Origin of the sequence: Pseudonocardia kujensis (assembly GCF_021283305.1) — a bacterium.
Lineage (GTDB): Bacteria > Actinomycetota > Actinomycetes > Mycobacteriales > Pseudonocardiaceae > Pseudonocardia > Pseudonocardia kujensis.
Genome location: NZ_JAJSOK010000004.1, coordinates 42855 through 68940, shown reverse-complemented (window position 1 = coordinate 68940; position 26086 = coordinate 42855). Strand labels below are relative to the sequence as shown.

The following is a 26086-nucleotide window of genomic DNA, read 5'->3' as shown; positions in this document are numbered from 1 at the left end:
CACCGAACCACACATTCGCGTTCCCCGGGATACGACCAGCGGGGTCAGGCGGGGACGGGTTCGGCGGCCGGTTCCTCCGCGTGCCGGGCCATGCGCCCGGCGATCGCCGCGCAGGCCATCAGCTGGATCTGGTGGAACAGCATCAGCGGCAGCACGAGCAGGCCGACCTGCGGGCCGGCGAACAGCACGCCCGCCATCGGCAGGCCGCTGGCCAGGCTCTTCTTGGACCCGCAGAACAGGATCGTGATCCGGTCGGCGCGCGCGAACCGGCGCGGGACGACCCAGGTGATCGTCAGCACCACGCCGAGCAGCAGCAGGCAGGTCGCCAGGAGGGCGCCGAGGGCCGCCGGGGAGAGCCGTCCCCAGATGCCCTGCACCATGCCCTCGCTGAACGCCGTGTACACGACGAGGAGGATCGAGCCCCGGTCCACGACCTGCAGGTACTTCTTGTTCCGGGCCACCCAGCCGCCGATCCAGCGCCGGAGCAGCTGGCCGAGCACGAACGGCGCGAGCAGCTGCAGGGCGACGTCCACGATCGCACCCCCCGAGATCCCGCCCTGCGACGACAGCAGCAGACCGGTGAGCAGCGGGGTCACCACGATGCCGAGCAGGTTCGACAGCGACGCCGCGCAGATCGCGGCCGGCACGTTGCCGCGCGCCACGGAGGTGAACGCGATCGACGACTGCACCGTCGAGGGCAGGCAGCACAGGAACAGCACGCCCAGCTTGAGCTCGGTGGGCAGCAGCGCGGACGGGACGAGCTGGATCGCCAGGCCGAGCAGCGGGAACAGCACGAACGTCGCCAGCACGACCGTGCCGTGCAGCCGCCAGTGCTTCAGCCCCTCGATCGCCTCGCGGGTGGACAGCCGCGCGCCGTAGAGGAAGAACAGCAGGCCGATGGCCACGGTGGTCGCGTGCCCGACGCCGGTCGCCACCGCCCCGCGGGCAGGCAGGAGCGCCGCGATCCCCACCGTGAGGAGGATCAGCACCAGGAACGTGTCGATCCGGATCCGGTCCCGCAGACGCTTCCACCACCGCAGCACGGCGTTCATCCTCCGCCACCCTCGCTCATGCGGAAACACGCACACGGCTCTGTCTGTCATCACGAACTACGATGAGCCGATGCTGGACCCGGTGTCCCTGCGCTCGTTCGTCGCGGTCGCGCAAACGCTGAGCTTCACCCGCGCCGCGGACCGGCTCGGCGTGCGGCAGTCGACGGTGAGCCAGCACGTCCGCAAGCTCGAGGCGAAGGTGGGCCGCACGCTGCTCGCCCGCGACACCCACACCGTCGCCCTCACGCCCGACGGTGAAGCGATGCTGGAGTTCGCCACCACGATCCTCGACACCGGCGCACGCGCCCTGGCCCACTTCCGCGGCGCGCGGGTCCGCGGGCGGCTGCGGTTCGGGGTGTCCGAGGACCTCGTGCTCACCCGGCTGCCGACGATCCTCGCCGGCTTCCGCCGCCGGCATCCCGAGGTGGACCTGGAGCTCACGGTGGGGCTCAGCGAGACACTCGAGGCCGAGCTCGACCGCGGTGAGCTCGACCTGCTCTTCGCCAAGCGCTCCCCCGGCCGCACGGGCGGCACCCCGGTCTGGCACGACCGGTTCGTCTGGTTGGCCGCCCCCGGCCACCGGCTCGACGACGAAGCGGTCCCGCTGGTCAGCTACCCGCCGCCGAGCCTGTCCCGGGCCGCGGCGATCGCGGCGCTCGAGGCCGCGGGCCGGCCGTGGCGGATGGCCTGCACCAGTGGATCCCTGTCCGGGCTGCGGGCGGCCGCTCTCGCCGGGCTCGGCGTCGTCGCCCACGCCGAGACGCTGATCCCCGCCGGGCTGGCCCCGGTCGCCGGACTGCCCCGCCTCGGGGAGTTCGACTTCACCCTGCAGACCGGCCGCCGCGCCCTGACCGCCCCGGCCGAGGCCCTGGCCGGGGCGATCCTGGACAGCGCAGGCACGCTGCAGAACCGCATTATGGAACCCTAACGCGAATTTCCCCCCGCATTTGACGCACTATGGAACCATAATGCGATCTGACGGGCTCGAATCGAGCGTTATGGTTCCATAATGCGACGGGGTCAGGAGCGGCGTTTCAGGTAGTCCGCGACCACCTCGGCGCCGAGTCCGTCGAGGGTCGGGTTCACCACCCGGCCGCCCACCCGCTTGGCCACGTCGTCCATGAACACGGCCAGGCGCGGGTCGTCGCCCAGCACGAAGAACGTGAACGCGGCCTTCAGCCCGGCCAGCTTGTCGAGCTCTCCGATCGTCGCCCGCAACGTGTGCGGGCTGGGCGGGTAGTCGAAGTAGGCCTCGCCGTCCGGCTCGAGGTGCGCGGTCGGCTCGCCGTCCGTGACCACGAGGACCACCGGGGTGGCGTCGGAGTTCTTGCGCAGGTGCTGCCCGGCGAGCAGCAGGGCGTGGTGCAGGTTGGTGCCCTGCGCGTACGCCCCCTCCAGGCCCACCAGCTCCCCCAGCTCGACGGACTGCGCGTGCCGCCCGAAGGTCACGAGCTGCAGCGCGTCGCCGCGGAACCGCGTGGAGATCAGCTGGTGCAGCGCCAACGCGGTGCGCTTCATCGGCACCCACCGGCCCTCGGCGACCATCGACCAGCTCGTGTCGACCAGCAGCGCGACCGCCGCGCGGGTCCGCTGCTCGGTCTCGACGATCTCCACGTCGCTCACGTCGAGCGCCCGCGGGTCGCCGCCGGCCCGCCGCAGCTGGGCGTTGAGCAACGTCCGCGGCACCGACCACGCCTCGGTGTCGCCGAAGGCCCACGGCCGGGTCTGCCCGGTCGCGTCGCCCGCGGACCCGGCGCGGCGGGTGTCCCGCTGCCCGGTGCGCCCGGACAGCTGCTCCGCGACGTCGCGCAGGATCGACTGCCCCAGCCGGCGCAAGGCCTTGGGCGACAACAACAGCGACCCATCGGCGGCCCGCTCGAACAGGCCCTGCCGCTGCAGCTCGCGCTCGAGCTGGGCCAGGGTGCGGGCGTCGACACCGGCCTGCTCGCCGAGCATCTCGGTGAGCGCGTCGAGGTCGATGTCGTCGAGCCGGGCGCCCGGGTAGCTCTGCGAGAGCTGCTCGGCCAGCGAGTCGAGCTGCCCCAGCTCCTCGAGGGCCCGGGTGGCCTCGCCCATCCCCATCGGGTTCTCCCCGCGGAACCGGCCGGAGCCCTCCCAGTCCTCGCCCGGCCGCATCGCCTGCAGCTGGGCGTCGAGCCGGGCCATCTGCTGCGCCAGTCGCGGGTCGCCGAAGGCCTGTTGGGCCAGCTCCATCAGCTCCGCGCGCTGCTCGGCCGACATCGAGTTGAGCATCCGCTGGGCCGCGGCGGCCCGCTGCGCCAGCAGGTCCGCCAGCTCGTCCGTGTTCTGCGGGTTCTCCGGGAAGAACTCCCCGTGCTTGTCCATGAACTCGCGGAACTCGTCCGCGGTGTCCTGGCCCTGCGCGTGGTGCTCGAGCAGGTCGTTGAGATCCGACATCATCTCGTGGATCCGCTCGACGTCCTCGGGCGTGGCGTTCTCCATCGCCTGCTTCATGCCCTGGAAGCGCTGGTCGAGCATCTCCCGGCCGAGCAGGTCGCGGATGTCCTCGTAGGCCTGCCGGGCTTCCGACGAGCGCCAGTCGTACTCGTTGAGCTCGCGGACGGCGCCGCCGGTGTCGTTCGGCAGGGCGTCGAGCTGCATCTCGCGGAACCGTGCGTCGTCGGAGTCCTCGTTGCCCAGCGCCTCGCGCTCGGCGTCGAGGGCACGCGCCAGGAGCTCGCGGACCTCCTGCAGCGTGCCGTCGAGCCGGTTGTCCCGCTGCAGGTCGCGGCGACGTTCCCAGACCTGGCGGGTCAGGTCGTCGAGCCCGCGGCGGCCGTCGAGACCCCGGCGGAGCAGCTCCTGCAGCGCCTGGCGCGGCGAGGAGCCCTCCATGACGTCCCGGCCGATCTGGTCCACCGCCGAGCGGATGTCGAACGGCGGGGCGAGCGGGTCCGGGCCGCCGGCGTAGGGACCGTAGGCGTAGCGAAGCCTTCTCCTGCGGGGATCAGCCATACTCCACCGTGTCGCCGTCGTCGGTCTCGTCCTTGGCGAGCTTGCGGGTGAGGAACAGGTACTCCAGGGCCAGCTCGGCGGCGGACGCCATCGGGCCCGGGTCCTCGGTGCCCTCGGCGCCGAGTCGCCGGGCGACCTCGGTGAGCGAGCCGACGGTCGGCAGCTTGGCGACGACCTCGGCCGCGGGCACCCGCTCGCCGGTGCGGACCGGCCGGGTGGCCACCTCGTCGGCCAGCTCGCCCAGGTCGACCCCGCGCAGCGCGAACCGGGCGGTGTCGGCGACGGACCGGCGCAGCAGATGCTCGAGGATCTCCTCCTCGCGGCCCTCCTCACCGGACTCGAACTCGATCTTGCCGCGGAGCACCGCGGGCACGGCCTCGAGGTCGACCGGCCGGGCGTAGGCGCGGGCCTCCCCGGTCAGCGCGGCACGGCGCAGGGCCGCCGCCGCCACGGTCTCCGCGGCCGCCACGGCGAACCGGGCGGACACGCCGGAGCCCTGGTCGACCGCGCTCGACTCGCGCAGGTGCCGGGTGAACCGGGCGACGACCTCGACCAGGTGCCGTGGGACCTCCGCGGCCAGGTGGGCCTCCTGGAGCACCAGCGCGACCTCGTCGGACACCTCGAGCGGGTAGTGCGTGCGCACCTCCGCGCCGAAACGGTCCTTGAGCGGGGTGATGATCCGCCCGCGGTTGGTGTAGTCCTCCGGGTTCGCGCTCGCGACCAGCAGGACGTCGAGCGGCAGCCGCAGCGTGTAGCCGCGGACCTGGATGTCGCGCTCCTCCATGACGTTGAGCAGCGCGACCTGGATGCGCTCGGCGAGGTCGGGCAGCTCGTTGATCGCCACGATGCCGCGGTGCGCCCGCGGCACGAGGCCGAAGTGGATGGTCTCGGGGTCGCCCAGGGAGCGGCCCTCGGCGACCTTGACGGGGTCCACGTCGCCGATCAGGTCGGCGACGGCGGTGTCGGGGGTGGCGAGCTTCTCGGTGTACCGCTCGGAGCGGTGCAGCCAACCGACGGGCAGGTCGTCGCCCAGCTCGCCCGCGCGCCGGATCGTCTCGGGCGCGATGGGCGCGTACGGGTGTTCGCCCAGCTCGGAGCCCTCGACCACCGGGACCCACTCGTCGAGCAGGTTCGCGATCGAGCGGAGCAGACGGGTCTTGCCCTGGCCGCGCTCGCCCAGGAGCACGACGTCGTGGCCGGCGATCAGGGCCCGCTCCAGCTGCGGGAGCACGGTGGACTCGAAGCCGACGATGCCCGGCCAGGGGTCGCGGCCCTCGCGGAGGGCGGCGAGCAGGTTGTCGCGGATCTCGGTCTTGACGCCCTTGAGCTCGTGCCCGGAGGCACGGAGGGCGCCGAGGGTGCGGGGAAGATCAGACGGTGGTGTGACGGGCACGGGTTCCACGCTACGCCCGCGCCATGATTACCGCGCAACGTTTCCCCGTCTGCGCAGCTCAGACCCTGTTTCGGTGTCCACCGGGTCGCGGGTCGCGACGGCGGGCCCGAGCCGTGCCCCTCGGCTCGAGGAGGTCGTCACGCGCGGAGATGTCCCCGGTCAACTCGTCAGCCCGCTCGGGAAGCGCGTCTCGAAGTCGAGGATGCGCACCTGCTCGGGAACGATCGCGATGCGCCACATCTCGACCTCGGGCGGGAACCGGCTCAGCCACGCGGAGCCCTGCTCCGGGCCGAAGTACCGCTCGGCCGCCTCGGCGTACTCGGCGCAGACGCCGGTGACCTTCGAGACCCGCGCCCGGCCCCGGATCGAGAGCACCTTGTAGGGCCACTCCTGGGAGTCGATGGTGACGGCGACCGGAACGTCGTCGTGCAGCGCCTTCAGTTTCGGCGCACCCGGCGGCGTCGCCATCACGATCTGCGTGCCGTCCCAGTGGAACCAGATCGGCACCACCCGTGGAGTCCCGTCCCGCCAGCAGTAGGCCAGACGGGCAGGGATCCTGGACGACAACAACGCGCGGGCGACCGGATCGTCGAGGTCCGCAGGGAGCTCGTTGCGGTGGACGGTCGGGTTCGACGACATGTCCGGCACCTCCCTGACCGACTCCCCGCGTGGATGGGGCCGGCGGGCCCGAGCGACCAGCCGCGAGCCCCTCGGCGCGCACGGTCCTCCGACGATCTCCGGTGCGCGATACGCGGTACTACGTATCCGTCGGGGGGCGATGCGTCGGCCGTCGGTTCACCTGGCGATCGGGCCGCCTGCCGCACCGCGACGAGCAGGAGGAAGGACGGGTCCGCGCACTGCCGCCCCTCACACGAGGAGCAGCAGGGTGGGGACCGCCACCAGTGCGAGCGCCCCCAGCCGGACCGCCGCCCGCGAGTACCACGGGAGCGGGCAGGGGTGCGCGGTGATCCGCTCGATGCGGGCGTCGAGGGCGTCGGTGAACGAGCTGAGTGCGGCCGCGGGGGCCGACCCGCCCACCGTCTTGAGCGCCCCGACGAGCTCGTGGGGCTCGGAGCGGCACGCCGCCACGTCGTCCGCCCGCATCTCGATCAGCTCGGCCACGGCGATCTGGGCGCAGACCATCCCGCGCACGAACGGGGCCGTGGCACCCCACGCGACGAAGGGCAGGACCACGAGATCGTGCCGTTCGCGCAGGTGCGACTTCTCGTGGGCGAGGACCGCCCACACCTCCTCCGGCGACAGGGCCTCCAGCACGCCCGCCGAGACGACGAGCCGCGAGCTGCGCCCGGGCAGGCAGTACGCCACGGGCTGGGGATGGTCGAGCACGCGGGTACCGGGCGAGTCCGGCCAGGGCGTGGCCAGCACGTCGAGCAGGTCGCGGTGCCGGCGACGGGCGCGGACGGTGCGCAGGTACATCGTGCTCAGCACCCACACCAACCGCCCGCCGACGCCGAGCGCAACCAGCAGGGCGATCAGGTGGACGGCGTCGAAGCGGTCCGGCCAGTGGCCCTCGTTCCACTCCACGAACAGCGTGCCGACGGCCGTCGGGAGCGAGTCACCGAGCGGGGAGAGCCCGTAGACGACGCCCGACCCGACGAGCGAGAGGCCGCCGGCCAGGCCGATCGCCTGCCACACGAGCAGCGCGCCCACGGGGTCGCGGTGCGTCCAGCGCGCCCGGGAGAAGGCACGACTGACCGGCTCGGCGAGCAGGACGCCGAGCAGGAGGAGGCCGAGCGCCGCGAGCGCCATCGACCCATTGTCCGGGAGGCCCGGCGGGACTAGTCGAGCAGGTCCCGCAACTTGCGGCGCTCCTCGTCGGGGATCGAGCCGAGGAAGCGGGCGAGGGCGGCGCCGCGGTCCGGCGCGCCGTCGAGCGCGTCGTTCATCAGCTCGGCGACGTGGTCCTCACGGCTCGCGGTGGCGCGGTAGTGGTGCGCCCGGCCGTCCCGCGTGCGGACGACGAGCTGTTTGCGCTCCAGGCGGCCCAGCACCGTGAGCACCGTCGTGGTGGCCAGCTCGCGATCGGCGAGCGCCTCCTGCACCTCGCGCGCGGTCAGCGCGCCCCGTCCTTCGTGGGCTGCGGCCCAGAGGACCTCCATGACCGCACGTTCCAACTCACCCAGGCTCGGCACGGGATCGATTCTACTCGACGTAGAACCCGACCGGCGCCAGAACTTAGGGTGTCCTTCACGTGACCTGTACCTCGTCGCCGACCTGGAGGTGGGCGAAGAAGGCCTTCGCGTCGGCCTCGAGGAGCTTCACGCACCCGGCCGACGGCGTGTCCTGGCGGCCCTGGTGGAACGCGACGCCGCCGGGGGCGAAGAACACCGAGTAGGGCATCTGCACCAGGTACTCGCGGCTCGTGTACTGCTCGGCCTTCCACTGCACCGAGAAGGTGCCGACCGGGGTCGGGTCCTCCCGGTCGCCGGTCTGCACCTGCACCGGCCCGCGCACCACCGTGCCGCCGTCCATCAGCCAGGCCTTGCGCCCGGCGACGTCGACGCAGGCCCGGGCGGTCGCGGTGCACGGGGTGCCGGCGACGCCGTTCGGGTAGGTCGCGGGAGCGTCGCCGCGGGCGGCGGCGGAACCCGCGGCCGGGGCGGCGGCGCCCAGCCGGGTCGGCGCGCCCGTGCCGGAGCCGGCGGCCGGCCCGGCCGTCGGGTCCGCCGTGACGGTGGGATCGGCCGGGTCGGCGGTGTCGGTCGCGTCCTCGTGCGTGGCCTCGGCCGGCCCGTCCGCACTCTCCTCGCCGGCCGGTACCGCGGACGGATCGAGCAGTCCGCCGATCGAGGGCAGCACCGGCCGGGTGTCCGGCCGGGCCGCAGCGGGCCCGAAGCCGACCAGTCCGACCACGAGGGCGACCACTCCCGCCACCACGGCGCCGCTCACCGCGGCGGGGCGCGCCCGCCGTCCGTCCTGCCGGACCATCCTCACCTCACCTGCCGCACGTCCTTCCCGGTTCAACGACCGGGCGCCGGGGCGGGTGACGGCCCGGGCGGCACGGAGGTGACGATCCGTCGACGTCGAGCCCTTCGGGTGAGACGGAGGCATCACCCTCACGACCACCCGCCCCATTCGGCTACCCGGAGTGGCCGGAAGGGTCCGAACGGAGCAGTCGCGATACCGGAGGAACCGGAGGTCAGCGGCCCTCGTAGGCCGGGACGCGCTTCTCCGACCGCGCGGTCCGGCCCTCCTCGAGGTCCGCGCTGCGCCAGCACCCCTCGAACGCGTCGGCGAGGAGGGGGTCCTCCTCCTCCAGCTCGACGCGGTCGAGCACCAGCTTGTTGTAGGCCAGGGTGAGCGGCGCGAGGCCGGCCAGCTCCGCGGCGAGGGCGCGGGCGTCGTCGAGCGTGCCGAGGCGGTCCACCAGGCCCCGGTTGAGGGCGAGCTCGGCGCCCACGGTGTCGCAGGCGAGGAGCAGTGCCCGGGCCGTGGCCCCGCCCGCGACCTGCGCGAGCCGGCGGATCGTCCAGGGGTTGACCGCGAGCCCGAGGCGGGCCGTCGGCAGCGCGAACACCGCGCCCTCGGCGGCGACGCGCAGGTCGCAGGCGATGGCGAGCTGCGTGCCGGCCCCGATCGCCGGGCCGTTCACGGCGGCGACCACGGGTACCGGCAGGGAGTGCACGGCGCCGAGGGCGGCGTGCAGCGCATCCCGGAAGCCCTCGCCGTAGACCTCGCCGAAGTCCGCGCCGGAGCAGAAGCTGGTGCCGGTGCCGGTCACCACGACCGCCCGGACCCCGGCCGCGCGCAGCTCCTCGGTCGCGGCGACGATCCGCCCGCAGGTCTCCACGTTGAGCGCGTTGCGCCGTTCGGGCCGGTCCAGCTCGAGCACGCCGACCCGGTCCGCCCCGACCGTCACGTTGACCGCCACGTCCACACTCCCCCTCGCCCGCCGACCGACCGGCCGAGATTACGAGGTGCGGCCCGCCACGGCCGGGCTAGGGTCCGGCGCATGGCGGAGCAGGGGCTGCGGATGGGTACGCGGGCCGGGCGGTGGGTGCTCCTCACGACCGTCCTCGGATCGAGCCTCGCGATGCTCGACGGCACCGTGGTCAACGTGGCCCTCGCGGACATCGGCCGGGACCTCGACGCGGGATTCACCGGACTCCAGTGGACCGTCAACGCCTACACCCTCAGCCTGGCGTCGCTGATCCTGCTCGGCGGTTCGCTGGGCGACCGTTACGGGCGGCGCCGGGTGTTCGTGATCGGCGTCGTGTGGTTCGCGCTGGCCTCGCTGGCGTGCGGGCTCGCCCCGAACATCGAGGCGCTGGTGGCGGCGCGGGCGCTGCAGGGGGTCGGTGGGGCGTTGCTGACCCCGGGCAGCCTCGCGATCATCTCCGCGTCGTTCCACGGCAAGGACCGCGCTGCCGCGGTCGGTGCCTGGTCCGGCCTCGGCGGCATCGCCGGCGCGGTCGGGCCCTTCCTCGGGGGCTGGCTCGTGGAGTGGACCTGGCGTGCGGTGTTCCTGCTGAACCTGCCCCTCGCCGCGGTCGTCGTGACGGTGGCGCTGCGGCACGTGCCGGAGACCCGCGACGCGGCGGCGGCACGCGGGCTGGACCTGTCCGGCACGGCCCTGGCGGTGGTCGGGCTCGCGGGCCTCACCTGGTCGCTCACCGGGCTGGGCGCCGGGGAGCGCACGGCCGCGCTGTGGACGGCGCTGGTCGTGGGGATCGTGGCGCTCGGGGTGTTCGTGCTGGTGGAACGGCGGTCGCGGCACCCGCTGGTACCGCCGGTGCTGTTCGCCGACCGGGTCTTCGCGGCGGCCAACGTCGTCACCCTGCTCGTGTACGCCGCGCTCGGCGCACTGTTCCTGCTGCTGGTGCTGCAGCTGCAGATCGTGGCGGGGTTCCCGCCGGTCCTCGCCGGGGCCGGGCTGCTGCCCGTCACCGTCGTCATGCTGCTGTTCTCGGCACGGGCCGGCGCTCTCGCCGAGCGGATCGGGCCGCGGATCCCGATGACCGTCGGGCCGGTCCTGGCCGCCTGCGGGCTGCTGCTCATGCTGCGCATCGGCCCGGGGGCGTCCTGGCTGACCGACGTGCTGCCCGGGGTCCTGGTCTTCGCGGCGGGCCTCACGCTCACCGTCGCGCCGCTGACCGCGACCGTGCTCGACGCCGCCCCGGACCGGTTCGCCGGCGCCGCGTCCGGGGTGAACAACGCGGTGGCCCGCGCCGCCGGGCTGCTCGCCGTCGCGGTCATCCCGGGGGTGGCCGGGATCGGCAACGTCGACTACTCCGACCCCGTCGACTTCGACGCGGGGTTCCACACGGCGCTACTGATCGGCGCGGGACTGCTGGTGTTGGGCGGGCTGGTGTCCGCGGTGACGATCCGCAGCCGGCTGGGCGCGGAGCCCCCGCAGGCCGGGCCCCAGCCCGTCGGGCCGCCGCTGGAGCGGATCCCGCTCGAGCGGTGCGCGCACTGCGGGATCAACGCCCCGCAGGCCTATCCGCGCGACTCCGCCGGTTCCTGAGCACGGCCGGCGGGGCCGGCGAGGTCGCGCGCGAACCCGACGACGACCTGGTCGATCCGCCGCAGCGGCCGGACCGCGGAGAGCATGTCGCGGCGCAGACCGGGGTCGTCGCAGCGCGCCGCCCACGCCTCGGCGGCGTCGACGAGGTCCTCGGCGGACACGATCCCGTCGGCCCCGGCCGGGCCGCCCGGCCGCAGCAGCTCGCCGAGGCCGACGATGTTGGCCCGGATCCGCTCGACGGCCGGATCGAGGGTCGGCGCCCACCCGGGGACGACGATCCGGTCGGAGAGCCGCGCGAGCGCGCGGGTGTAGTGGTCCACGGCCGTCAGGACCCGCAGGGCGCGTTGGTAGCTGCCCCGCCCGTGCCGCCGCGGCACCGGGTTGTCCAGCGGCTTGGCCCGCTGGCGGAGGGTGCCGAGCTTCTCGTCCGCGGTCCGTGCGAGCTCGACCGGCAGGCCCGCCGGCGGGCGCCCGGTCAGCCGGTCCACGGTCGCCTCGAGGGCCTCGTCGAGGGCCAGGACGGTGTCGTCGAGCGCCTCGTGGAAGGCCGCGCGGGTGTGCTTGGGCAGCACGACGAGCGCGGCGAGGGCGCCGAGCGCACCCCCGACCGCCGTCTCGGCCACCCGCAGCACGAGCGTCTCGACCGAGAACTGGCCGATCAGGCCGTAGAGCAGGGCGAGCACCGCCGTGATCCAGAAGGCGAGCAGTGCGACGGAGACCCGGAACAGGTACAACGCCAGGAAGACGCAGACGGCCAGCAGGACCAACGTCGGGATCGGGCGGCCGCCGACGAGGAAGGCCAGCAGCATGCCGGCCACGACGCCGCCGACGGTCCCGAGGAGCCGTTGCCAGCCGCGGGCGAGGACGTCGCCGCGGCTCGCCGTGCCCGCGAAGACGACGAACGCCGCGATCACCGCCCAGTACCAGCGGGCCGGGGAGATCAGCTCGCCCACCACGATCGCGAGGCTGGTCGCGACCCCGACCTGGACGGCCTGCCGGGTGGACAGCGCGATCCGGTCGACCGGACGGCCGGGCTCCTCCTCGGCCTCCTCGTCGGCCTTCTCGTCCTCGGTCGGCTCGGCCAGGGTGATGGGCGGGGGGACGGGGCTCGCACGGCCGTCCAGCGCGTCGGCCAGCCGGACGATCGCGAACGCGACCCGCTGCTCCCGGGGTCGCGCGCCGCTGTGCTCGGCCACGAGCTCCGCCACGCTGCGGCGGGCCTCGTCGAGGACCGCGCCGCGCATCGCCTCCGGCACGCCGGTCGCGGTGGCCGAGGCGATGCCGCGCACCCCCTCGAGCAGTGCCTCGCGCACCTCCGGCTCGAGCGCGCCCGGCCGTGCGGGGTCGTCGGCCAACCGCCGGGTCGAGACCGCGAGCCGTTCGGCGGCCAGCTCCAGATCGGCGACGGCGAAGGACAGCGCGCGCCGGGGATCGTCCTCGCCGGCCTCCTCGTCGGGCCCCTCCTGCTCCTCGCGCAGCTGCTCGATCCGGTCGACGACCAGCAGCATCGTGTCGTTGAGCCGGATGCGGCGGCGGTGCAGGTCCGCCAGCGCGGTGTCGATGTCCTTCTCGTCGTCCGCGGGTGCCTCGAGGACGTCGATCACGGCCAGCGCCAGGGCGTGCACGTGCGCCCGAACCGCCCGGAGCAGGTCGCCGAGCACCTTCTCCGGCTTCTCGGCGAACACCCAGCCGCGCAGCAGGAGCGTGGACCCGATGCCGATGCCGACCGCCGCGAGCAGGGCGGGCAGCTGGGCGGGCCGGGCCTGGAGGAACTGGGTGAAGAAGTAGGGGTTGAACATCGCCATGCCCAGCGCCATCCCGCGCGGGCCGTACCGGCGGATCCACACCGCCACCATCATGACCAGCACGAACACCGTGTCCGAGACCAGCCGGTGCTCGGCCAGCAGCGTGCCGAGGACCGTCGCCGCGGCTGCGGGCAGCAGCATCAGCGCAGTGGTGACGCGGCGCCGGTGGTTGTCCGGCTCGTTCACCGACAGGTTGCTGACCATCGCCAGCACCGCCGCGAACACCACCACCGTGACGGGCTGCCCGGTGATCCCGCGGACGACGGACATGAGCACGACGGCCAGCACCATGGCCGCCGTCGCCACCCCGGCGAGGCGCAGCCGGCCCAGGCCGGGATCCACGCCCGTCACCCAGGTGCGCAGCTCCCCGATCCAGGCCCGCCCGCGCACGGGACGAAGTCTCCCACCGCGGTGATCGCCCCGCTCACGTCGGGCTCAGCCCAGCCCGAGCTCCGCGGCCAACGCGCGCAGGGCGTCGCGGTACTCGTCGTCGGGCGTGCCGGACGCGGTCAGGATCTGCGCGGCGATGTGGTCGGCCCCGGCCTCGAGGTGGGCGTTCAGCCCGGCGGCGACGGCGGCCGCGTCGCCGTGCAGGACCAGGGCGTCGATCGTCCGGTCGCTGGCGGTGTCGAGGTCCTCGGTGGTGAAACCGGTGCGCAGCAGGTTGCGGCGGTAGTTGGACAGGCGCAGGTAGGGCTCGCGGACCTTCGGCCGGCCCACCTTCCGCGCGTACTCCGGGTCGGTGGACAGGACGACCTTGTGCTCGGGGGCGAGCAGCGGGCCCGTGCCGAGGATCTCCCGGGCCTCGGCGGTGTGCCGCGGCGTGGTCAGGTACGGGGCGGCGCCGGCGGTCCGCTCCCCCGCCAGCCGCAGCACCTTCGGGCCCAGCGCGGCCAGGGCACGGCCCGCGACCGGGACACCGGCGGCGTCGAGGTCGTCGAGGTAGCCGACGATCGTCTCGTAGGGCGAGCGGTACTCCTGGGTCGCCTCGGGGTGCCCGATGCCGATCCCGAGCAGGAAGCGGCCGGGGTACGCCTTCTCGAGGCGGTGGTAGGACGCGGCGACCTCGGACGCGGGGGCCTGCCAGATGTTGACGATGCCGGTCGCGATCGCGATCCGCGCGGTCGCCGCCAGCAGCTCCTCGGGCAGGGCCAGGTCGGCGGGCGGCGAGCCGCCGATCCAGATCGCGCCGTAGCCGAGCGACTCGATCTCCGTCGCGAGCTCGGGAGTGAGCTGGTCGCGGCGCAGCCAGATCCCGTAGCGGCCCAGGTCCACCGACATGCGTTCCTCCTCGCGTGCTCCGTTGCGGGGCGTTCCCCTTCCCCGCCAACCGGCCCCCACACGTCCTGCATTCCTGTCGGTGCCCGTCCGTAGGCTTCCGGGTGTGAATCTTCGGGGTGGGCATCGTCGGGGCGCGGGTCGCACCCTCCCGTGGCGGCGCCGGCCGCAGGTCCTCGTCCCCGGCCGACCCGACCGGCCCCGCCGGGTCCGGCCCGGCACGCGCGCGGTCGTGGTCGGCGGCGGGATCGCGGGCGTCAGCGCGGCGGTGGTGCTCGCCGAGCGCGGGGTGGCGGTCACGGTGCTGGAGGCCGCGGACACCCTGGGCGGGCGGCTCGCTGCCTGGCCGCACACCCTGCCGGACGGGTCGGAGCAGGTCGTCGAGCACGGGTTCCACGCCTTCTTCCGGCACTACGACACCTGGCGGTCGATCCTGCGGCGGGTCGACCCCGAGCTCGGGTTCCTGCGCCCGGTGGAGGGCTACCCGGTGATCTCCCGCCGCTGGCCCGCGGAGGACCTGGGGAACCTGCCGGCGGCACCGCCGCTCAACCTCCTCGCGCTGTTCGCCCGCTCCCCCAGCCTGCGGCTGCGCGAGATCGCGGGGGCGGACGCGAGCCTCGGCTTCGCCCTGCTGGCGCACGACCCCGAGACCACCGCCGCGCGGTTCGACGCCATGAGCGCCGGGGAGTTCCTCGCTGGGCTCGGGGTGTCCGAGCGGGCGCGGCAGATGCTGTTCGAGGCGTTCGCCCGGTCCTTCTTCTGCGACCGGGACGGGCTGTCCGCGGCCGAGCTCGTGGCGATGTTCCACTACTACTTCCTGGGCAACCCGGCGGGGATCGGCTTCGACGCGCCGGCCGAGGACCACCTCACGGCGATCTGGGCGCCGCTGGCCGCGTACCTGCGCGGGCTGGGCGCCGAGGTCCGGACGGGGACGCGGGTCACCTCGTTGGAGCGCGCGGGGCAGGCCTGGCGGGTGCACGGCGCGGGCGGGCCCGTCGAGGCCGAGCACGTGGTGCTCGCCCTGGACCCGGGTGCGCTGCGGACGCTGCTCGGCGGGTCCCCGGTCGCCCCGGACCTCGCCCGCCGGGCGGCGGCCCTGTCGGTCGCGCCGCCCTTCGCCGTCACGCGGCTGTGGCTGGACCGGGACGTCCGGCCGGAGCGGGCGGTGTTCAGTGCGGTCTCGGGCGAGCCGACGCTCGACTCGGTCACCGTGTACTCGCGGCTGGAGGGCGGGTCGGCGCGCTGGGCCGCGGGCACCGGCGGCTCCGTGGTGGAGCTGCACTCCTACGCCTGCCGAGCTCCCGACGTCACCACCGCCACCGCCCGGATGCGGGCCGAACTGGCGGCGCTGTGGCCGGAGACGGCCGAGGCGAGGGTCCTCCACCTGCAGGAGCGTCTCGAGGCCACCGCTCCCGCCTTCCCGCCCGGCACCGCGGGCACGCGCCCGGGAGTGGTGGGCGACGCACCGGGCGTCCGGCTCGCGGGGGACTTCGTGGAGTGCCCGTACCCGTCCGGGCTGATGGAGCGGGCCGCGATGACCGGGGTGCTCGCCGCCAACGACATCCTCGCCGCGGAAGGGGCCGGCCCCGAGGAGATCCGCGGGATCGCCGCCCGCGGGCTGCTGGCAGGGCTGCCCGTGCACCGGCTCGGTCGGCTCCGTCCGGCCGTGCCCCGCCCCGCCCCGGCGCTGCGGTGAGCACCTCGGCCGGCGGGGTGATCACCTCGGTCGCCTCGGCCGGCGGCGACGGCCAGGGACGGGCAGCTCGGCTCGCGGTGCACCTCGACGCCGATCGCGCCCTGGCGCTGGTGCGCCCACTCGACGCCGGCGGTGAACCCGTCGGTCCCGTGCGCACGGTCCCGCCGGCCTCGCTGGACCTGCGCGGGCAGCGGGCGGTGTGGCGCAACGCCCGGACCTACCGCGCGTTGCTCGCGGCGGGGGTACGGGCCGATCGGGCGCACGACGTCCAGCTGGTCGAGGGCCTGCTCGACGGCGTCGACGGGGCGGTCGGGGCGCCGCACGGGCTGGCCGCCGCGGCCGCCAGGCTCGCCGGCCAGCCCGTCCCGCCGGACGAGGAGCCCGGGGACTCCGCCGACGAGCCGCCTGCCCTGTTCCGCCGCGCCGAGCCCGATCCGGGCGCGACCCTCGACTCGCTGGTCGCCGTGCACGCCGTCCAGCAGCGACGGCTCGCCGCCGATCCGCGGCTGCGGACCCTCGCGGCGGCCGAGTCGGCCGGCGGGATCGTCGCGGAGGAGATGCGGGCCGAGGGCCTGCCCTGGCGGGCCGACGTGCACGACGCACTGCTCACCGAGGCGCTCGGGACTCGCCCCGCCGGGCACGGCCGGCCCCCGCGGCTCGCCGTGCTCGCGGCCGAGGTCGAGGCGGCGTTCGGGCGGCCCGTGAACCCCGACTCGCCCGCCGAGCTGCTGCGCGCCTTCGCCCGGGCCGGGTTCGAGCTGCCCAGCACCCGGAGCTGGGTGATCAAGCGCGTCGACCATCCGGCCGTCGCGCCGCTGCTGGCGTACAAGGACCTCGCCCGGCTGCACGCCGCGCATGGTTGGAACTGGTTGCGGACCTGGGTGCACGAGGGGCGGTTCCGGCCGGAGTACGTCGTCGGCGGTGTCGTGTCCGGGCGCTGGGCCACCCGCGGGGGCGGGGCGTTGCAGATCCCCAAGGCCGTACGGGCGGCCGTGCGGGCCGACGACGGGTGCCGGCTCGTCGTCGCCGACGCCGCCCAGCTGGAGCCGCGGATCCTCGCCGCGATCGCGGGCGACGCCGCGCTGGCCCGTGCGGGCGGCGCGGAGCGGGACTCCGACCTCTACGCCGGCCTGGCCGCCGAGCTGTTCGGCGCGGGCGTGCCGGAGGGGCGGGCGAAGGCGAAGCTGGCCGTGCTGTCGGCGATCTACGGGCAGACCTCGGGCGACGCCGGCGCCCACCTCGCCCTGCTGCGCCGCCGCTTCCCGGCCGCGGTCGCGGTGGTCGAGGAGGCCGCGCGGGCCGGCGAGGAGGGCCGGCTGGTCAGGTCGTGGCTGGGCCGCACCTGCCCGCCGGCCCGGCCCGGCGACGAGGTGCCGGCGCGGGCGCGGGCCCGCGGCCGGTTCACCCGCAACTTCGTCGTGCAGGCCACGGCAGCGGAGTGGGCCCTGGTGCTGCTCGCGGAGCTGCGGACCATGCTCCGGCGGTCGGGCAACCCGTCCCGGCTGGTGTTCTTCCAGCACGACGAGGTGCTGCTCCACGGGCCGGCGGTCGCCGCACCGGAGGCCGCCGAGCTGGTCCAGACCGCCGCCGACTCCGCCACCCGCACCCTCTTCGGCACAACCCGGGTGCGCGTCCCGATGCCCGCCCGTGTGGTGGAGTCCTACGCCGAGAAGTAGCGCAGTACGGTTCCACAACGCGCGATTTTTCTTCTCGCAGCCGCATTGTGGTTCCACAATGCGGACGACTCGAACGCCCAGAGTCGACTGGGTCACGCGCGATATCGACACTCTCGATCGCGCTATGGATCCATAGTGCGAGAATCTGGCGCCCTCGGACGCAGTATGGCTCCATAACGCGTCCCACTCTCGCTCTTGCTGACATAACGACTCCACACTGCGCGAGTCGCGCCATGCCAATCGCACTATGGTTCCATACCGCTCGCGCCGCCGGGCGCAGTCGCAGTCGCAGTCGCAGTCGCAGTCGCAGTCGCAGTCGCAGTATGGTTCCATAACGTGCGATTCCGACGCCTCCGAGAGCATTATGGTTCCATAACGCGCCAAATCCGGGCCCTCGATCGCGTTATGGTTCCATAACGCGCCAAATCCGGGCCCTCGATCGCGTTATGGTTCCATACCGCGCGTCGGGGTCGGGCCGCCCCGGCCGTCGCCGGCGATCTTGCGGGAGTCGTGGGTCTGCGGGTAGGAGACCGGCTCCACCCGGATCAGCACCCGGCGCGGGCTGTCGAGCAGTCGCAGCATGCGGTCGGGGTCGCGAGGCTGGAGCCGGCGGGCGAGGAGCGGGAGCACGGCCTCGAGCGTCACCCGGTCGCGGTGCACCGTCGCACGCCCGCGCAACCGCACCATCCGGCGTCCCGGCAGGTCCGTGCCGAGGTTGCTGATCACCAGGCCGACCCGCGGGTCCCGCTCGACCGCCGTGACGTGTGCCCGCCCCGTCACGGCAGTCAGCCAGAACACGCCGTCGTGGAACAGATGGCTCATGGTCACCCCGGCCGGCCAGCCCTCCTCGTCCGTGAAGAGGAACGTGCACTCGCGGGCGGCGTCGACGAGCTCGACCCGGTCGGCCGCGGCCAGCCGGGCCTGCTCCATGCCTTCGAGGTCCCGCTCGCCGACACGCGTCACGAGCCGAGGGTAGGATGTCGGACGGCCGTTTGGTAGAGCTACTACGCGGCGGAGGGCACCGGCGCGCCGAGCGCGGAGAGGACCGCCGCCCCCATCGCCTCCATGCCCTGCGCGTTGGGGTGCACCGGCGCCGCGGGCGAGGTCGGCAGCAGTCCCTCGATCCACTTCACGCCCGGGAGCTGGCACATGTCGTGCCCCACCGTCGGGGTGTAGGTGTCGACGTAGGTCGCCCCGGCTGCGGCGGCCTGCGCGCCGAGCATCGCGTTGAGCTCCTTCTCGATGCCGCGCAGCCACGCGACGTCGCCCGGGCTGAACGGCACCACGGGGAAGCAACCGGGCCCCTCGTCCGGCAGCAGCGACGGGTATCCGACGACGGCGACCCGGGCGCCCGGCGCGCGCGTGCCGATCTCCCCCAGCGCCGCGGCGATCTTCGGCGCGGTCTCCGCGATCCGCCGGTCCAGCTGGTCGCCGTAGAAGTCCTTGCACGCGGCGCCCAGCGGCTGCTGCGGCGAGCGGAGCGCGCACTCCTGGATGATCTCGCCGAACCCGATGTCGTTGCCGCCGATGGTGAAGGTGACGAGGTCCTCGCTGCCGTCGAGCGCGTCGAACTGGGCAGGGTTCTCGCCGAACGTGACCTTCTGCGGAGCTGCGAAGTCCGCCGTGGTGGCGCCGCTGCAGCTCACGTCGACGAAGTCCGTGGCGCCCGTCCCCCGGGCCACCACGGACGGGAAGTTCGCGCCCGATCGCAGGCACCCGGCCGGCTGCCCGGTCTGCGGCGGGACCAGGGGGCCGGCGCTGTAGGAGTCACCGAGGGCGACGTACCGGCCGGCCTGCTCGGTCTCGTCGGCCAGCGCCGTCCCCGCCGTTCCGACCACGGCGAGCACCACGCCGACCAGGAGTGCCAGGGATCGACTCGGGACACGGCGCACGGACGGCCTCCGGGGAGCGGGCGGGGCGAGCGACGCCCACCGGGGAGGTGGGCGGACGGCGCCGGGCCCGGCACCACCGGGACACTAACGAGATGATCGCGCGGCGGGACCGTCTTCCATCCGGGTGAGTGAACGGCGCAGGCGCAGCGGGGGGACGAGCGCCGCCCGCAGCGACGCGGCGTCGAGCGTGTGCGGCGCATAGCCCAGCCCGTCGAGGCGACCGGAGGCCAGCTCGGCCGGGTCGCCGGGAGGCGCGTCGGGCAGACCGCAGACGAAGGCCCACTCGTGCTCCGGGCTGCCGACGTAAGCACGGTGCGGGAACACCGCGCCGAACCGCTCCCACGCCGCGCGCAGCGTGGCGTCGCGCCACTGCGCCGGGCTGCCCGCCTGGCTCACGACGACGCCACCGGGCCGCAGCCGGGCCGCGCAGCGGGTCAGGAAGTCGCCGGTGTAGAGCCGGTTGAGCTGGGCCTCGGGCTGGTCGGGACGCTCGTCGGGCAGGTCGACGACGATCACGTCCCAGGTGCCCTCCGTCCCGTCGACGAACGCGAGCCCGTCGTCGTAGTGCATCCGGACCGGCCCCGCGTGCGCCTCGGCGGCGGCGAGTGCGGCCGGCGTGTAGCCGTAGGGCAGGTGCTCGGCGCAGAGCCGCACGCACTCCCGGTCGAGGTCCACGTGGTCGACGACCACGGCGCCGGACGCCACCGCCAGCTCGCTCACCACGCCCTCGCTCGACCCGATCACCAGCACGCGCTCCCGGCGCTGCGCGAGCAGCGCGGCCGGCACGAACAGGGCCTCGTGGTAGGTCAGCTGGGTGTGCTCGGCGCTCTGCCGCTCGCCGTCGCAGAACAACGTCGCGCCGTGCGCCGTGTCCGCGATCAGCACCTCCTGCAGCGCGGTCCGGGTCCGCAGGCGCACGGCCTCGAGCTGCCAGCGCCGGGTCAGCCCGGGCGAGATCGGTTCGTCGACCCGCCCCGCACCGCCACGGTCCACGACCTCGATCGCGGCGTCCGCGGCGCCGAGCATGAGCGCGAGCCGCCGCACGGCGTACAGCGGGTCGGCGCCGTCGCCGCAGGTGAAGGCGTCGACGAAGGCGGACCCGAGCTCGGGCCAGGTGTGGACCGACGCGTGCGACTCGGCCAGCAGCGCGACGACCGTGACCCCCTGCGGCGCGAAGTGCTCCGCGACGATCTGCCGCACGTCCGCCCCGGCGGCCAGCAGCGAGGTGCGAAGGGCGTGCCGCAGGCCGTCGGCGTCGTCGAGAACGGCGGGGTCGATGCCGCGCAGCTCGCCGAGGACGTGCCGGCCGACGGGATGGGACGTCTGCACGGGGCACGACCCTAGGTGACGGCCTCGGGCACCAGGACGTGCACGGGCAGCGGGCCGAAGCCGTTGAACCCGACCGAGGCGTAGCTCGCCGTGTAGGCGCCGGCGTGCAGGAGGTCGACGGCGTCGCCCGCGGCGAGGTCCAGGGGCAGGGCGTAGGGCCGGCGGCGGTAGAGGACGTCGTCGCCGTCGCAGGTCGGGCCGGCCAGCACCACCGGGCCGGGCGGGCCGGCGCGGCCGGGTACCCGCACCGGGTAGTCGATCGCCTCCCCCTCCGCCTCGGCGAGCCCCTGGTAACGGCCCGCGTCGAGGTAGACCCAGCGCCGGTGGTCGATCCCGGGGCGGCGGGACACCCGCAGAGCCGTGGTCCGCAGCACCCCGGCCTCGGCGACGAGCGCGCGCCCGGGTTCGAGGACCAGCCGGACCGCGTCGACGTCACCGGCCGTGATCGCCGCGGCGACGGCCTCGTGGATCGCGTCGGCGTAGGCCGCGAACGGCGGGACCTCCGCGCGGTAGCGGACGGGCAGCCCGCCCCCGACGTCGAGCACGGGCCGCCCGATCCCGGCGGTGGACGCGACCCGCAGGGCGACCCGCACCGCCCCGGCGAACGCCGCGGGCCTGAGCTGCTGCGATCCGGCGTGGAACGCGATCCCGTCCCGGCCGCGGGCGAGCCGGGCGGCCTCGGCCGGGGTCGCGCCGAACTTGCCCAGGAACGGGGTCGCCGCGCCGTCGTCGGCCACGAGGACGCGCACGAGCACCTCGGCGCCGGCCGGCAGGCCCGCGAGATCCTCCGCACTGTCCGTGACGAACCGACGGACGCCCTGCGTGGCGGCGGCCGCCGCGGCACCCGGGCCCCGGACGGGGTTGCCGTGGCAGAGCCGGGCCGGGTCCGCGCCCGCCTCCAGGCAGAGCGCGATCTCCTCGGGCCCGGCCACGTCGAACCCGCTGCCGAGGGCGGCGAGAGTGCGCAGCACGTCCGCCTCGGGGCACGCCTTGACCGCGTAGAGGATCTCCGCGTCGGGGAAGGCCGCCGCGAGCTCGCCGTACCGCCGCGCCACGAGCCCGGCGTCGAGCACCAGGAACGGGGTCGGTCGGGGCTCGGCGAGGAAGGCCTCGAGGGCGGGGGTGGGCACGACCCGATCCTGCCGCCCGCCGATCAGCCGGGCCGCACCCGACCCGCCGTCCCGTCGACGACCACCCGCTCCCCGGTCGCGATGCGCGCCACCGCACCGGGCACCCCGACCACCGCCGGGATCCCGTACTCCCGCGCGACGACCGCCCCGTGCGAGTTCGCCCCGCCCATCTCCATGACCAGCCCGGCGGCGGTGAGGAACAACGGCGTCCAGCCCGGGTCGGTCGAGGGGCAGACGAGGATCTCCCCCGGTTCCAGCCGGGCGTCGGCGGGATCGGCCACCACCCGCGCGGGCCCCTCGACCACGCCGGCCGATGCCGGGGTGCCGCGCAGCTCCCCCGGTACGAGCGGCGGCGCCTCCGGGTCCGGGACCGCCTCCGGCTCGGTCCCGTCGGAGAGCAGGATCCGCGGGACGTGGCGGCGCCGACGCTCCCGGTCGTACCCGGCCCGTCGGGTGGCGACGAGCGCACGCAGGTCGGCGCCGGCCAGCCCGGCGCGGCAGTCGTCGGTGGTGAGGTGCACGACGTCGCGGGCCGCGGCGATCCGGCCGGCCGCGGCGAGCGCCCCGCCGACGGCCAGGAGATCCGACCTGGCCGCGTCGAGGAGCGCGACGAGGGCGAACTTCGGCAGCTCGCGCAGGCCGGCGAGCGCCCGGGCCCGGCGCAGCAGCAACCGGACCGCGCGCCCGCGCAGGCCCCCGACCCGCGACGCGAGCGCGTCGGCGGTGCGCTCCGCCTCGGCCGCCGCGGCGGCGAAGACCCGGTCCGGGGTGCGGTCGGGGTCGGCGCGCAGGTACCCGGCGAGTACGCCCAGCAGGTACGTCGGGTCCTCGCGCCACCGCGGGACCCCGAGGTCGATCTCCGCGACGGCGCGGTGCCCGTAGCGTGCCAGGAAGTCGCGCAGGCCGTCGGCCAGGGCCGCGGGTGCGCCGTCCGCCGCGAGCGCCCGCCGCGCCGCGCCGACCGGTCCCGTGACCAGCGCCGTCGACGCCGGGTCGGTGGCGATGCGCCCGGCCAGCCTCCAGAGGTCGAGGTCCATCTCGGTGGTGACGTTGTGCGGCAGCCCGCGCAGGACCGTCGACAGCTCGCCGGGCCGGGCGCGGCCCCGCAGCAGGACCGCGGCGAGCCCGAAGGCCACGAACCCCGCCCCGGCCACCGGGAACACCCGCGCGATCACGGTGGGCAGCTCGCCCGCGAGCGTGGCCTCGATCCGGTCGAGGCGCGCCGCGGCCGGGAGCGGGGCCCGCGCGCCGAGCCGGTCCCGCAGGTCCGCGACCGCCGCCTCGGCCCCGCGCCGCGCGGGGCCCGGCGCCAGGAGCGCGATCCCCAGCCGCGGCGGCACCCGGAACCGGGCGAGGACCCGGGCCAGCGCGCGGGCGAAGCGCAGCCGGCGCCGCGGCAGCACCGTGAACGCGGGATCGGCGAGCACCCGGCGGAGCACGACGGCGGACCGCGTCTCCATGACGTCGAACAGGCGGGGGACCACACGCCGCCCGACCGGGTGCCGGAGCGCACCGGTGACGTCGACGAGCAGCCGCTCCCCCGCCACCGCGAGCACCGGCGCGCCGGCGCGGAGGTCCGGGACCGGGATGCCCCACAGGCGGGCGAGCGCACCGGTCATCACACGGAAGGCGCCCTGGCCCGCGGTCGTGAGCGGGCCCAGCACCCCCTGCGCGACGTTGACGTTGAGGTAGATGCGCAGGCCGGGCGCCGGGCTCTCGGGCAACGGGTAGAGCGTGGTGACCGGCCGCGCCTGCACCAGCCAGACCCGGTCCGTGCCGTCGACGGCCCACTCGAGGTCCTGCGGCCCGCCGTGCTGCTCCGCGACCCGCCGGCCGAGTGCGGCGAGCTCGCGGGCGCGGTCGTCCGACAGGCAGGGCCCCACGCCGCCGGCCCGCCGCTCGACGACCCGGCCACCGGCGTCGAGCACCAGGTGCTCGGGGTCGACCGTGCCCGAGACCACGGCCTCCCCCAGCCCCGGCGCCGCGTCGATCACCGTCTCGCCGCGCCGCCCGGTGACCGGGTTCGCGGTGAACAGCACCCCGGCCGCCGCGGCCGGCACCATCCGCTGCACGACGACGGCGAGCGCCACCGTCCGGTCGTCGATCCCGTTGGCCGCCCGGTAGGCCACGGCACGGTCGGTCCAGAGCGAGGCCCAGCAGCGGCGCACGGCGTCGAGCACGGCGTCGGGGCCCTCGACGTCGAGGTACGTGTCCTGCTGGCCGGCGAAGCTGGCGTCGGGCAGGTCCTCGGCGGTGGCCGACGAGCGCACGGCGACCCGGCCGTCGGCGAGCGCCCGGATCGCCGCGGCCAGCTCCCCGGGCACCGGGGCGGCGTGGACGGCCTCGCGCAGAGCGGCCGGTGCGGCGCCCTCGTCGAGCAGCCGCCCGACGACCCGGTCGGCCACCGCCCGGTAGGCGACGGTGGTGACACAGCTGCCCGGCGGGACCGGGAAGCCCGCCCGGAGCAGCCGGCCGAGCGAGGCGGCCTTGCCCCCGACGAGCGCCGGATCGTCGGCCGCGGCGAGATCGAGGATCCGTGGGCCGGCGGTGAGCGGGCCGGGCAGCGTGTGCGTCATGGCGCGCCTCCTCGTGCGTGCGAGGAGCGTAGTCCGACACCTCCCCGTTTTCAACGCTCGTTGAATGAAGGCACGCCGAGACTGCCCGGCTCGGCGCCGCCCGTCCCTACTGATCGGTAATGTCCGGCCCATGACCGCACCGAAGGCCCAGCGCCGGGGCCGGGCCATCGCCATGACCGACGACGAGCGGGACGCCTTCCTCGCCGAGGAGCGGACCGTCCGGGTCGCCACCAACGGCACGCACGGCCCGCACGCGACACCGCTCTGGTTCCACTGGGACGGCTCCGCGATGTGGCTGACCTCGCTCGTCCGCGCGCAGCGCTGGGCCGACCTGGAGAAGGACCCGCGGATCGGGGCAGTGGTCGACGCCGGGCACGACTACGACCAGCTCCGCGGCGTCGAGATCCGCGGGCGGGTGGAGCCGGTGGGCGAGATCCCCCGCACCGGCGAGCCGAACCCCGAGCTGGAGCGGGTCGAGCGGGCCTTCGCCGACAAGTACACCGGCGGCCACGTGGTGGTCGACGGCCGGCACGCCTGGCTGCGACTGACCCCGGAGAAGATCAGCAGCTGGGACTTCCGCAAGCTGCCCGGCGCACGGCAACAGCCCGGCGCCTGACCCGCACCCCGCGCTACGGAGCCAGAGCGCGATTTCGAGGGCCGGAAATGCGCGTTGTGGAACCGTCGTGCACATCCCACGGCCCTGGTGATGCGACAGGGAGCCATGACGCCGGGCGCACGGCGGTCCGAGCGTCATGGCTCCCTACTGCGTCAGGGCTCCCTACTGCGTCAGGGGGTGCCGGTGAGCAGGGGCCAGAGGCCGTCGGCTCCGGCCTCGAGGGCGCGGGCGCCGACCCGGTCGTTCCAGTAGGCCTCGGAGCCGTCCTCGTCCCGCCAGGCCCAGAGCCGGGTGGTGACCAGGCGCAGGTCGTGCTCGCGGGTGAACCCGATCGCCCCGTGCACCTGGTGGGTGATCCGGGCCACCTGCCCGGCCGCCTCGCCGGCGCGGGCCTTCGCCGCGGCGATCGCGAACGACGCCTCGGCGAACCCGCGTCGGTCCACCTCCCGCGCCGCCGCCGCCGTGGCCGCCGCGGCCGCGGCCACCTCCGCGCCCGCGAGCGCGAGGGACTGCTGAATGGCCTGCAGCTTCGCGATCGGGCGGCCGAACTGCACCCGCTCGGTGGCGTACCTGACCGCCATCGCCACCGCCCCCCGGGCCGCGCCGGCAAGCAGCAACGCCCGGCCCAGCGCAGCGCGCAGCGGAAACTCCACCACCGCCACCGACGGCACCACGGCCACGTGCCGCACGGTCAGCTCGTTGAGCACCAGGTCGTCGCGGGGCTCCTCGGCGAGGTTGACCCCCTCCTCGACCCCGGCGCCGGTGGTGTCGACCAGCAGCACCTGCTCCCCCGCCAGCACCGCGACCGCGCCGACCGCGCGGCCCCAGGGCACCCGGCGCAGGGTGCCGGACACGTCCGCCCCGGCCCCACCCGCGGCCGGCTGGATCGTCAGGTTCCCCGCGACCGTCGCCGACAACGGCCCGGACGGCACCTCGATCCCGGCCGCGTGCAGCAGCCACGCCGCCAGCAGGTCGGTCTCCACCAGCGGCACCCGCGCGGCGAACTGCCCGGCCGCGGTCAGCACCGCCGCCGCGTCGGACACCGTGCCGCCGCTGCCCCCGGCCTCCTCGGGCAGGGTCAGCCGGGCCAGCCCGGTCTGCTCGACGCTCTCCCACAGCTTCGCGTCGAACGCGTCCGTGGAGCTGTCCCAGGCGTCGCCGAAGACCGACTCCGCCATC

21 protein-coding genes are annotated in these 26086 nt (G+C 75.2%); 5 read left to right on the top strand and 16 right to left on the bottom strand.

Translation table 11 applies throughout. The annotated features are described in order from the left end of the window. Positions 1 to 44 precede the first annotated feature (44 nt). Entirely contained in the window at positions 45 to 1052 is a 1008-nt protein-coding gene (locus LWC35_RS04475) for a bile acid:sodium symporter family protein (protein ID WP_232868595.1), read from the bottom strand. Between the two features lie 70 nt (positions 1053 to 1122). On the opposite strand from LWC35_RS04475, the gene LWC35_RS04470 reads away from it, so the two are divergent. Continuing rightward, the gene (locus LWC35_RS04470; RefSeq protein ID WP_232868594.1) at positions 1123 to 1980 is read left to right on the top strand and encodes a LysR family transcriptional regulator; all 858 of its coding nucleotides are present in this window, start codon (positions 1123 to 1125) and stop codon (positions 1978 to 1980) included. Positions 1981 to 2072: 92 nt separating this feature from the next. Here the strand turns inward: LWC35_RS04470 and LWC35_RS04465 are convergent, their stop codons facing one another. The 7 genes from LWC35_RS04465 to LWC35_RS04435 all read right to left on the bottom strand — a co-directional run bounded on the left by LWC35_RS04465 (position 2073) and on the right by LWC35_RS04435 (position 9313). Further along, positions 2073 to 4028 (bottom strand): vWA domain-containing protein, encoded by a 1956-nt coding sequence (locus LWC35_RS04465; RefSeq protein ID WP_232868593.1) that lies wholly within the window; start codon positions 4026 to 4028, stop codon positions 2073 to 2075. Next, positions 4021 to 5421 (bottom strand): ATP-binding protein, encoded by a 1401-nt coding sequence (locus LWC35_RS04460; RefSeq protein WP_232868592.1) that lies wholly within the window; start codon positions 5419 to 5421, stop codon positions 4021 to 4023. The genes LWC35_RS04465 and LWC35_RS04460 overlap by 8 nt, the downstream gene beginning before the upstream one ends. Positions 5422 to 5580: 159 nt before the next feature. Beyond that, positions 5581 to 6060, bottom strand: a complete 480-nt coding sequence (locus LWC35_RS04455) for a pyridoxamine 5'-phosphate oxidase family protein (RefSeq protein WP_232868591.1) — start codon at positions 6058 to 6060, stop codon at positions 5581 to 5583. Positions 6061 to 6288: 228 nt separating this feature from the next. Continuing rightward, positions 6289 to 7191 carry a M56 family metallopeptidase gene (locus LWC35_RS04450; RefSeq protein WP_232868590.1) on the bottom strand — a complete coding sequence of 301 codons (903 nt, stop codon included), beginning with the start codon at positions 7189 to 7191 and terminating at the stop codon, positions 6289 to 6291. A gap of 29 nt (positions 7192 to 7220) precedes the next feature. Further along, a complete protein-coding gene (locus tag LWC35_RS04445) occupies positions 7221 to 7574 on the bottom strand; it encodes a BlaI/MecI/CopY family transcriptional regulator (protein WP_232868589.1) in 354 nt (117 codons plus the stop codon). 55 nt (positions 7575 to 7629) lie between these two features. After that, positions 7630 to 8370 (bottom strand): L,D-transpeptidase, encoded by a 741-nt coding sequence (locus tag LWC35_RS04440; protein ID WP_232868588.1) that lies wholly within the window; start codon positions 8368 to 8370, stop codon positions 7630 to 7632. A gap of 211 nt (positions 8371 to 8581) precedes the next feature. Then, on the bottom strand, positions 8582 to 9313 hold the full coding sequence (locus LWC35_RS04435; protein ID WP_232868587.1) for an enoyl-CoA hydratase: 732 nt from the start codon (positions 9311 to 9313) through the stop codon (positions 8582 to 8584). An 81-nt stretch (positions 9314 to 9394) separates the two neighbouring features. Here LWC35_RS04435 and LWC35_RS04430 point away from each other — a divergent pair, with 81 nt between their 5' ends. Further along, positions 9395 to 10909, top strand: coding sequence for an MFS transporter (locus LWC35_RS04430; RefSeq protein ID WP_232868586.1), 1515 nt, complete (start codon positions 9395 to 9397; stop codon positions 10907 to 10909). On the opposite strand, the gene LWC35_RS40115 is transcribed toward LWC35_RS04430, so the two are convergent. Both LWC35_RS40115 and LWC35_RS04420 read right to left on the bottom strand, forming a co-directional pair. Next, the gene (locus LWC35_RS40115) at positions 10882 to 13104 is read right to left on the bottom strand and encodes an FUSC family protein (RefSeq protein WP_232868585.1); all 2223 of its coding nucleotides are present in this window, start codon (positions 13102 to 13104) and stop codon (positions 10882 to 10884) included. The two genes, LWC35_RS04430 and LWC35_RS40115, sit on opposite strands and share 28 nt — an antisense overlap. A gap of 45 nt (positions 13105 to 13149) precedes the next feature. After that, positions 13150 to 13995: an LLM class F420-dependent oxidoreductase gene (locus LWC35_RS04420; protein WP_232868584.1), complete on the bottom strand. Its 846-nt coding sequence runs from the start codon at positions 13993 to 13995 to the stop codon at positions 13150 to 13152. Between the two features lie 103 nt (positions 13996 to 14098). Here LWC35_RS04420 and LWC35_RS04415 point away from each other — a divergent pair, with 103 nt between their 5' ends. Both LWC35_RS04415 and LWC35_RS04410 read left to right on the top strand, forming a co-directional pair. Further along, positions 14099 to 15688 carry an FAD-dependent oxidoreductase gene (locus LWC35_RS04415; RefSeq protein WP_232868583.1) on the top strand — a complete coding sequence of 530 codons (1590 nt, stop codon included), beginning with the start codon at positions 14099 to 14101 and terminating at the stop codon, positions 15686 to 15688. Next, complete coding sequence (locus LWC35_RS04410; RefSeq protein ID WP_232868582.1) at positions 15685 to 17364, top strand: bifunctional 3'-5' exonuclease/DNA polymerase; 1680 nt, start codon at positions 15685 to 15687, stop codon at positions 17362 to 17364. The genes LWC35_RS04415 and LWC35_RS04410 overlap by 4 nt, the downstream gene beginning before the upstream one ends. Positions 17365 to 17808: 444 nt before the next feature. On the opposite strand, the gene LWC35_RS04405 is transcribed toward LWC35_RS04410, so the two are convergent. The 5 genes from LWC35_RS04405 to LWC35_RS04380 all read right to left on the bottom strand — a co-directional run bounded on the left by LWC35_RS04405 (position 17809) and on the right by LWC35_RS04380 (position 24291). Next, on the bottom strand, positions 17809 to 18327 hold the full coding sequence (locus LWC35_RS04405; protein ID WP_232868581.1) for a pyridoxamine 5'-phosphate oxidase family protein: 519 nt from the start codon (positions 18325 to 18327) through the stop codon (positions 17809 to 17811). Positions 18328 to 18368: 41 nt separating this feature from the next. Next, positions 18369 to 19256, bottom strand: a complete 888-nt coding sequence (locus tag LWC35_RS04400) for an SGNH/GDSL hydrolase family protein (protein WP_232868580.1) — start codon at positions 19254 to 19256, stop codon at positions 18369 to 18371. Between the two features lie 84 nt (positions 19257 to 19340). After that, positions 19341 to 20585: an adenosylmethionine decarboxylase gene (speD, locus tag LWC35_RS40810; RefSeq protein ID WP_372462990.1), complete on the bottom strand. Its 1245-nt coding sequence runs from the start codon at positions 20583 to 20585 to the stop codon at positions 19341 to 19343. 11 nt (positions 20586 to 20596) lie between these two features. Further along, complete coding sequence (locus LWC35_RS04385; RefSeq protein WP_232868579.1) at positions 20597 to 21715, bottom strand: type III PLP-dependent enzyme; 1119 nt, start codon at positions 21713 to 21715, stop codon at positions 20597 to 20599. 23 nt (positions 21716 to 21738) lie between these two features. Then, the gene (locus LWC35_RS04380) at positions 21739 to 24291 is read right to left on the bottom strand and encodes a PEP/pyruvate-binding domain-containing protein (RefSeq protein WP_232868578.1); all 2553 of its coding nucleotides are present in this window, start codon (positions 24289 to 24291) and stop codon (positions 21739 to 21741) included. A 130-nt stretch (positions 24292 to 24421) separates the two neighbouring features. Here LWC35_RS04380 and LWC35_RS04375 point away from each other — a divergent pair, with 130 nt between their 5' ends. Further along, a complete protein-coding gene (locus tag LWC35_RS04375) occupies positions 24422 to 24907 on the top strand; it encodes a pyridoxamine 5'-phosphate oxidase family protein (RefSeq protein ID WP_232868577.1) in 486 nt (161 codons plus the stop codon). Positions 24908 to 25077: 170 nt separating this feature from the next. Here the strand turns inward: LWC35_RS04375 and LWC35_RS04370 are convergent, their stop codons facing one another. After that, positions 25078 to 26085: an acyl-CoA dehydrogenase family protein gene (locus tag LWC35_RS04370; RefSeq protein WP_232868576.1), complete on the bottom strand. Its 1008-nt coding sequence runs from the start codon at positions 26083 to 26085 to the stop codon at positions 25078 to 25080. Position 26086: the final 1 nt, after the last annotated feature.

Coding starts and splice junctions, on each gene's coding strand:
- LWC35_RS04475 (WP_232868595.1), bottom strand. CDS start 1,052: ATGAACGCCGTGCTGCGGTGGTGGAAGCGTCTGCGGGACCGGATCCGG.
- LWC35_RS04470 (WP_232868594.1), top strand. CDS start 1,123: ATGCTGGACCCGGTGTCCCTGCGCTCGTTCGTCGCGGTCGCGCAAACG.
- LWC35_RS04465 (WP_232868593.1), bottom strand. CDS start 4,028: ATGGCTGATCCCCGCAGGAGAAGGCTTCGCTACGCCTACGGTCCCTAC.
- LWC35_RS04455 (WP_232868591.1), bottom strand. CDS start 6,060: ATGTCGTCGAACCCGACCGTCCACCGCAACGAGCTCCCTGCGGACCTC.
- LWC35_RS04450 (WP_232868590.1), bottom strand. CDS start 7,191: ATGGCGCTCGCGGCGCTCGGCCTCCTCCTGCTCGGCGTCCTGCTCGCC.
- LWC35_RS04440 (WP_232868588.1), bottom strand. CDS start 8,370: ATGGTCCGGCAGGACGGACGGCGGGCGCGCCCCGCCGCGGTGAGCGGC.
- LWC35_RS04430 (WP_232868586.1), top strand. CDS start 9,395: ATGGCGGAGCAGGGGCTGCGGATGGGTACGCGGGCCGGGCGGTGGGTG.
- LWC35_RS04420 (WP_232868584.1), bottom strand. CDS start 13,995: ATGTCGGTGGACCTGGGCCGCTACGGGATCTGGCTGCGCCGCGACCAG.
- LWC35_RS04380 (WP_232868578.1), bottom strand. CDS start 24,291: ATGACGCACACGCTGCCCGGCCCGCTCACCGCCGGCCCACGGATCCTC.
- LWC35_RS04375 (WP_232868577.1), top strand. CDS start 24,422: ATGACCGCACCGAAGGCCCAGCGCCGGGGCCGGGCCATCGCCATGACC.
- LWC35_RS04370 (WP_232868576.1), bottom strand. CDS start 26,085: ATGGCGGAGTCGGTCTTCGGCGACGCCTGGGACAGCTCCACGGACGCG.